At 72.8% G+C, this 6466-nt stretch carries 7 protein-coding genes and 1 pseudogene; 7 read left to right on the forward strand and 1 reads right to left on the reverse strand.

Annotated elements, in window-relative coordinates:
* The 6 genes from MXD61_RS19405 to MXD61_RS28540 form a co-directional block, all read left to right on the forward strand.
* The coding region (locus tag MXD61_RS19405; protein WP_248814898.1) for a VOC family protein at window positions 1-539 on the forward strand (539 nt) is incomplete at its 5' end.
* Entirely contained in the window at window positions 536-847 is a 312-nt protein-coding gene (locus MXD61_RS19410; RefSeq protein ID WP_248814899.1) for a VOC family protein, read from the forward strand. The genes MXD61_RS19405 and MXD61_RS19410, both read left to right, overlap by 4 nt.
* Window positions 848-1018: 171 nt before the next feature.
* Window positions 1019-1753, forward strand: a complete 735-nt coding sequence (locus MXD61_RS19415; protein WP_248814900.1) for a hypothetical protein — start codon at window positions 1019-1021, stop codon at window positions 1751-1753.
* Window positions 1750-2316 (forward strand): dihydrofolate reductase family protein, encoded by a 567-nt coding sequence (locus tag MXD61_RS19420; RefSeq protein WP_248814901.1) that lies wholly within the window; start codon window positions 1750-1752, stop codon window positions 2314-2316. Before MXD61_RS19415 ends, MXD61_RS19420 begins: the two co-directional genes overlap by 4 nt.
* A 259-nt stretch (window positions 2317-2575) precedes the next feature.
* Window positions 2576-4102, forward strand: coding sequence for a carboxylesterase/lipase family protein (locus MXD61_RS19425; protein WP_374629206.1), 1527 nt, complete (start codon window positions 2576-2578; stop codon window positions 4100-4102).
* 184 nt (window positions 4103-4286) lie between these two features.
* Window positions 4287-5600, forward strand: coding sequence for an MFS transporter (locus tag MXD61_RS28540; protein WP_248814903.1), 1314 nt, complete (start codon window positions 4287-4289; stop codon window positions 5598-5600).
* A 152-nt stretch (window positions 5601-5752) separates the two neighbouring features.
* On the opposite strand, the gene MXD61_RS19435 is transcribed toward MXD61_RS28540, so the two are convergent.
* Window positions 5753-6406, reverse strand: a complete 654-nt coding sequence (locus MXD61_RS19435) for an FGGY-family carbohydrate kinase (protein WP_248814904.1) — start codon at window positions 6404-6406, stop codon at window positions 5753-5755.
* Here MXD61_RS19435 and MXD61_RS19440 point away from each other — a divergent pair.
* Window positions 6378-6466, forward strand: a pseudogene (locus MXD61_RS19440) (transglycosylase family protein); the annotation flags it as partial. The gene MXD61_RS19435 and the pseudogene MXD61_RS19440 sit on opposite strands and share 29 nt — an antisense overlap.

The following is a 6466-nucleotide window of genomic DNA, read 5'->3' on the forward strand; positions in this document are numbered from 1 at the left end:
TCGGCCGGGCAGGGATCGGGCTGGGACCCGAGGGAGAGGAGCAGGCCGTGCGGCCACGGATACATGTGATCACGCTTGGGGTGGGCGATCTCGAACGCTCGCTGGCCTTCTACCGGGACGGGCTGGGCTTCCCCTCGTCCGGGATCATCGGCACCGAGTTCACCGGCAGCGCGACCGAGCCGTCTGGCGCGACCGCGATGTTCACACTGGACGACGGTCTGGTCCTGTCGTTGTACCCGCGTGCGGAGCTCGCCAAGGACGCGGGCGTGGACCCGGCCCGGGTCGCCGGTAGCGGGGTGGCCTTCGGCCATACCGTCGGGCGCCGCGAGGACGTCGACCGCGTCCTCGAACTCGCTCGGCGCGCCGGCGGGACGGTGCCCGGTCCGCCGCACGAACGGCCGTGGGGTCTCTACGCCGGTCACTTCGGCGATCCGGACGGCCACCTGTGGGAGGTCGTCTACTTCATCCCCAAAGCTGGCCCCGCCGACGACCCCGCCCGCGCCACCGGCCAGTACGTGACGCAGGGATCGCCCTCATGACGGTGACCACCATGACGGTGACCAAGGTGCTGTCGGTGGTGCCCGTGGCCGATTTCGACGCGGCGACGGACTGGTACGAGCGCCTGTTCGGTCGACCCGCCGACGCGCGTCCGATGCCGGGTCTGGCCGACTGGCATGTCTTCGACGATGCCTGGGTGCAGGTCTTCCAGGACGACCAGCGGGCCGGACGGGCGGCGTTGAACCTCGCCGTCGACGATCTGCGAAGTGCGGCGGCGGCGCTCGCCGGGGGGCGGCGGCGCGCGGTCATCCGGCTACGTTTCTTCCCGTGTACACCGGCGGCGGCATAGCGTCGCTAATGCGCGCTGGCCATGGGGGACCCCCACCACCTGCGCCCGTCCGCCGGCCGTCTAGATTGGCGTCGCTCCGTCCTGCGGAAACGGAGAATGAAAGGCAGGCGCATGACACCAGGGGCAACTCAGGCCTCGCCGGTACCACAGCCCACGGTCATCATTGGGTTGATGACCTATGTGGTTCCGGCTACCGGTGGGTTTACCTTCGGTCGCGATCCGGCTAGCACGCACTGTCTTGACCCGGATGACCTCGGCGTTTCCCGGTCCGCCGGCGCCATCGTGTATCAGCGTCGGCACTGGTGGATTGTCAATGCCAGCAAAACGCATCCGCTGACGATTCTGGAAGGCGGCCTGCGTGAGACGCTGATGGCCGGCCGTTCGCGGTTGCTGGCCGAGTCGACGACGGTGTGGGTGGCCGGCCGGTTCCGCACGTACGCGCTGCACATCCAGTTCTCGGAGCAGCCGTTGGACTACGGCCTGGACCAGCTTCGTCCCGGCGCGCCGCTGCCCGCCGGGTTCGCGACCTGGAGCGCACCGGAGCTGTCCGCCGTCGACCGGGCCGTCTGCGAGCTTCTGTTCGAGCCGCTGTTTCGCACCGACGGCCGCTCCGATCCGATCCCGACGACCTACCTGGCGGTGGCGACGCGACTCGGGCTGCCCGAGTCGACGGTGCGCCGCCGGGTCGACAACCTGCGCGCCCGGCTCACCCGGCTCGGCGTGGTCAACCTGGACGGTCGGACCGCACTGACCAACCTCGGCGAGTACCTGATCAGCCATCGCATGATCGGTAACACCCGTTCGTCGTCCGTCACCGGTACCGACGCGCCGTCCGGCGTCCGCGTGGGACGGCGGGCTGGCTACGGTCAGGTGCCGGCCGCCGCGGGTAGGGGAGAGCACGCATGAGACCGCTTCGATACTCGATCAACGTCACCCTCGACGGCTGCTGCGACCACCAGGTGGGGATCGTGGATGACGAGTTGCATCGTTACTGGGCGAACAGCGTGGAGCGAGCCGACGCCCTTCTGCTGGGCCGGGTGACCTACGAGATGATGGAGCAGGCGTGGCGGCCGACGGCGACGGGAGCCTGGCCGGAATGGATGGCGGACTGGATGGTCCCCTTCGCCCGGGCGATCGACGGTGCGAAGAAGCATGTCGTGTCGAGCACGCTGGAGCGGGTCGACTGGAACGCGGAACTGGTGCGGGGTGATCTGGCGACAGCCGTGACACGGCTCAGGCAGGAACCCGGCGCGGGCATTTTCGTGGGCGGAGTGACTCTCCCGCTGGCCCTCGCGGATCTGGGGCTGATCGACGAGTACGAGTTCGTCGTGCATCCCGTCCTGGCCGGCCACGGACCCACACTGTTCGCCGGCCTGAACGACCGGATCGCCCTCACGCTCGTGGGACGCCAGGAGTTCAGCTCAGGCGCGGTCGCCCTGCGCTACGAGCCCGTCCGGGACCCGGCCTGAACGCGTGCGCCCGTGACGGCCGATGGCGCCGAAAACGGTTGGCGGGCGGCCTTGTCCCCGCGCGATGATGCCGGCGTTCACGGCGGCCACAAGGGACGTCGAGCGTGCCGCATCCGCCCAGGGGAGAGAAGCAGTGACTGCCGCCGGTTCCACCTCTTCGTCCCTGCCCTCCGGGGCCTCGTCACCCGGAGCCCCGTCGTCGGGCAGCCCGTCGTCGGGCAGCCCGTCGCCCGGTGCCCGGCAGGTCGGGTCGGAGCCGGTGGTGCGGGTGGCGGGTGGGGCGTTGCGGGGTGGCTGGGTGGACGGGGTGGCGGTCTTTCGGGGCGTCCCGTACGCGGCGCCGCCGGTCGGGGCGCTGCGGTTCGCGGCGCCGGTGCCGGCGGGGCGCTGGGACGGGGTTCGGTCGGCGCGGGCGTTCGGCCCGCCGCCGCCGCAGTCGGACGTGTTTGGTGCGGCCGGCGGCCAGGGTGCGGCCGACGCGGGGGACGACTGGCTGACGGTGAACGTCTGGACACCCGCACCCGACCCGGCGGCGAAACTCGCGGTGCTGGTGTGGATTCACGGGGGTGCGTACACGATCGGGGCGTCCGACCGGCCCGAGTACGACGGCGGCCACCTGGCGCGCGACGGCGGGGTCGTGCTGGTGACGTTCAACTACCGCGTCGGGATGGAGGGCTTCGCGCAGCTCACGGGTGCGCCGCCGAACCGGGGGCTGCTGGATCAGGTCGCGGCGCTGGAATGGGTCCGCGACAACATCGCCGCGTTCGGAGGCGATCCGGGTCTGGTCACGGTGTTCGGCGAGTCGGCGGGCGGTGGGTCGGTCGCCGCGTTGCTGGCGATGCCGCGGGCGGTAGGGCTGTTTCGCCGGGCGATCGCGCAGAGCGCGCAGGGCACGTACTTCGCGACCGAACTCGCCGCCGACATCGCCGCCGTGTGCGCGGCCGAGCTCGACCTGCGTCCCACCGCCGCCGATCTCACCGGGGTGGAGCCGGGGCTGCTGGTGGTCGCCGCCGACGGGATCGCCGCCACGCTCGCCGAGCGGGCCGGGCGCTGGGGGCGTCCGGCACTGCGGTCGGTGTTGTTCGCGCCGGTCGTCGACGGGGAGGTGCTGCCGTGCACGCCATGGCAGGCGGTGGCCGGCGGCGCCAGTCGTGATCGTGACCTGCTCGTCGGTCACACCCGTGACGAGCAGCGACTGTTCACCATGATGGAGGGCGCGCTCGGCCAGGTCAGCGCCGAGCAGGCGGCGGCCGTCCTGGCACGGTTCGCGCCCGGGCCAGCGGACGAGGATACGAGGGCGGGGGCGGGGGCGGGTCGCTACCGGGCCGCCTATCCTGACGCGGGTCCGGGCGAGCTCTACGAACTGGTCCTGTCGGACTGGCTGTTTCGGATGCCCAGTCTGTATCTCGCCGAGGCACAGATCGCGGCCGGCGGTCGGGCGCACGTCTACGAGCTGACCTGGTCCGCGCCGGGACTGGGCGGGGTGCTCGGCGCCTGCCACGGACTGGACGTGCCGCTGGTGTTCGGCAATCTCACCAGCGGCCAACCCGCCGTGCTGCTCGGCGAGGAGCCGTCCGCCGCGGCCGTGGCACTGTCAGCCGACATGCGCGCCGCGTGGACCGGTTTCGCCACCCACGGTGACCCCGGCTGGCCCGGCTACGAGCCTGACCGGCGTCGCACCCGGATCTTCGACACCCCCACGGGCCTCGTCGACGACCCGGAGCGGGCGAGCAGGCTGATCTGGCAGGATCACTCCTTCCCGCCGCTGGCCCTGCTCGACGCCTGAGCCGGGTATGCCAGGCCGGCCAGGGGGTGGGGAGGACAGCCGACCGGATGCTCGGTGACGATGTGGCGTCGGTTGCATCCAGATCCGCCAGATCGACATCGGCGACCCGCTGGCCGTCTCACGCGGGGCGGTGGTTCGTCCTGATGCATGGTCGAGTGCTGCGGTTTTACCCTACGATGGCGCGGTGTCGACGCCGCGCGTGGACGCCACGGCGGGTGGCGACACCATTCTTGTGAGATCCGGTGAACCCGAACCGGTGCCCTTTTTCACCCGGGCCCGGTGGTCCCATCTGTTGTCCTCGGTCGGTCAGGAGAGCACCACGGCGGTGCTCTCCCCGTTCTTCGCCGGGACGCTGGGTGCCGCCCCGGTCGTGATCGCCGGGGTGGAGGCCGCGGGCCGCGCCGGTGGCACGGTGGCGCGGTTCGGCGGTTCGGGTCTGGCTCGGCGCCGGCCCGGGGCGCGCGGCCTGCTGGATGTCGCCGGTTACGGCGGGGCGGCGCTGGCCGCGGTGTTTCTCGCTGGCAGCTCCGCGGTCTGGCAGGCCGGGGCCTGCCGCTCCGGCTCGTGGGTGGCCAGCGGCCTGGGCACGCCGACCACCCTGCGACCGGTGAGTGAGCAGGCACTGGTCCGCCGCAGCGGCCGTCAGCTCGGCCAGGAACGGGCCTACGACGCGCTGGCGGCGGCCGTCGGCCCGCTGATCGCGGTCGGTCTGCTGGCGTTCGCGAGTGTGCGCACCGTCCTGCTGCTCGCGATCGTCCCAGCGGTGGTGGCCGGGGTGGCCAGCGCCATCGGTGCCCGTGCGACCCGCAGGGCCGCCGCGGCGGCTGGTGGCGCTGGGGCTGGTGAGGCCGGGGTGAACGCGCCGGGATCGCCGCCGGCTCCAAGCGGACGGACGATGCTCGCCCAGCTGCGGGGGTCCGGGCCGTTGGGGCGGCTGCTGGTCGGGGTCACCCTGTACGAGGCGTCGAACATCGCCGCCGCGCTGCTCCTGCTGCGTGCGGCGAAGATCCTGCCTGAGGGGGCGGGGGCGTTCAGCCGGTTGCAGGCTGTGGCGATGCTCTACGTCGTGTACCAGCTGAGCTCGGCCGCCTGCGCGGCCTGGGCGGGGCGCGTCGTCGACCGGCTGGGCGCCGGGGTCGTGGTCGCCATCGGCGCGGTCGCCCTGCTGATCGCCTACGCCGGCTTCGCCTTCGCCAACCCGGGTGAACTGGCGGTCATGATCGGCTGCTTCGTGCTGGCCGGCGCCGCCGCCGGCGCGGTGGACGCCGCCGAATACGCCGGGGTGGCCAGGCTCACCACGCCGGACAGTCGCGCCCCGGCCCTGAGCGCCCTGATCGGCCTGCAGAACGCCGGACGGGTCTTCGCCACCATCACCGCCGGCGGCCTGTGGACGCTGGTGGGCCCGTCCGCCGGCCTGCTGATCTGCGGCCCGCTGCTGATCGTGGCCGCTTTCCTGCTCTCCGTCCGCCCGGTTCGTGCCGCCGGCGACCTGACCTGACCCCGACCTGGGCCGACCTGGGCCGAGCCCGCCTGATCGGAGCAGGTCGAGCCTGCCCCTCGCCCAGGTGAGGCGGTCGGCCGCCAGCGGCGGATGGCCACGGCCCAAGGGCGGCTCTCCTGGGGTCGTGGGCGGGCCTGGCGGGCAGGCGATCACGAATGGGCGGCCTGCCGGTAGCGGGCGACGAGGTCGGTCCGCGGCTGCGCTGTGCGCGGCATGGACGGCGCCACCTGCCACCGCGGCCAGTCCGCTCCGGAAGACCCGGGGCGTCCGGAACGCAGGATCATGGCCGCCTGGCGGGCCGCGCCGGTGGCGACGTACTCGGCGGGCGGCGGCGTGCTCACCGGGATGCCCAGGATGGCGGGGGCGAGGTCGCGGACCGCGCGGGAGCGGGCGCCCCCGCCGATCAGCGTGACCCGCTCGACGGGGACCCGCTGGGCGCGCAGGACGTCGGCGCAGTCGGCCATCAGGCACAGCAGCCCCTCGACGGCGGCCCGCGCCAGGTTCTCCCGCCGAAACGACGTGGGTGTCAGACCATGCAGGGTGCCGGTGGCCAGGGGCAGGTTCGGGGTGCGTTCCCCCTCGAGGTACGGGACGAACACCAGCCCGTCCGCGCCGGGCCTGGCGCGCAGCGCGAGGGCGTCGAACTCGTCGGGGCTGACGTCGAGCAGTTGGCGGGTGACGTCCAGGACGCGGCTGGCGTTGAGGGTGCAGGCCAGCGGCAGGTAACGGCCGGTGGCGTCGGCGAAGCCCGCGACCGCGCCGGAGGCGTCCCGGGTGCTGACCCGCGCGCAGGCGGCGACCACATGGGAAGGACTGCGGCAGTGCGAGTCCGGCGGTAACTACACGACGAACACCGGCAACAG

The sequence above is a fragment of the Frankia sp. AgPm24 genome, from assembly GCF_023243055.1.
GTDB lineage: Bacteria > Actinomycetota > Actinomycetes > Frankiales > Frankiaceae > Frankia > Frankia umida.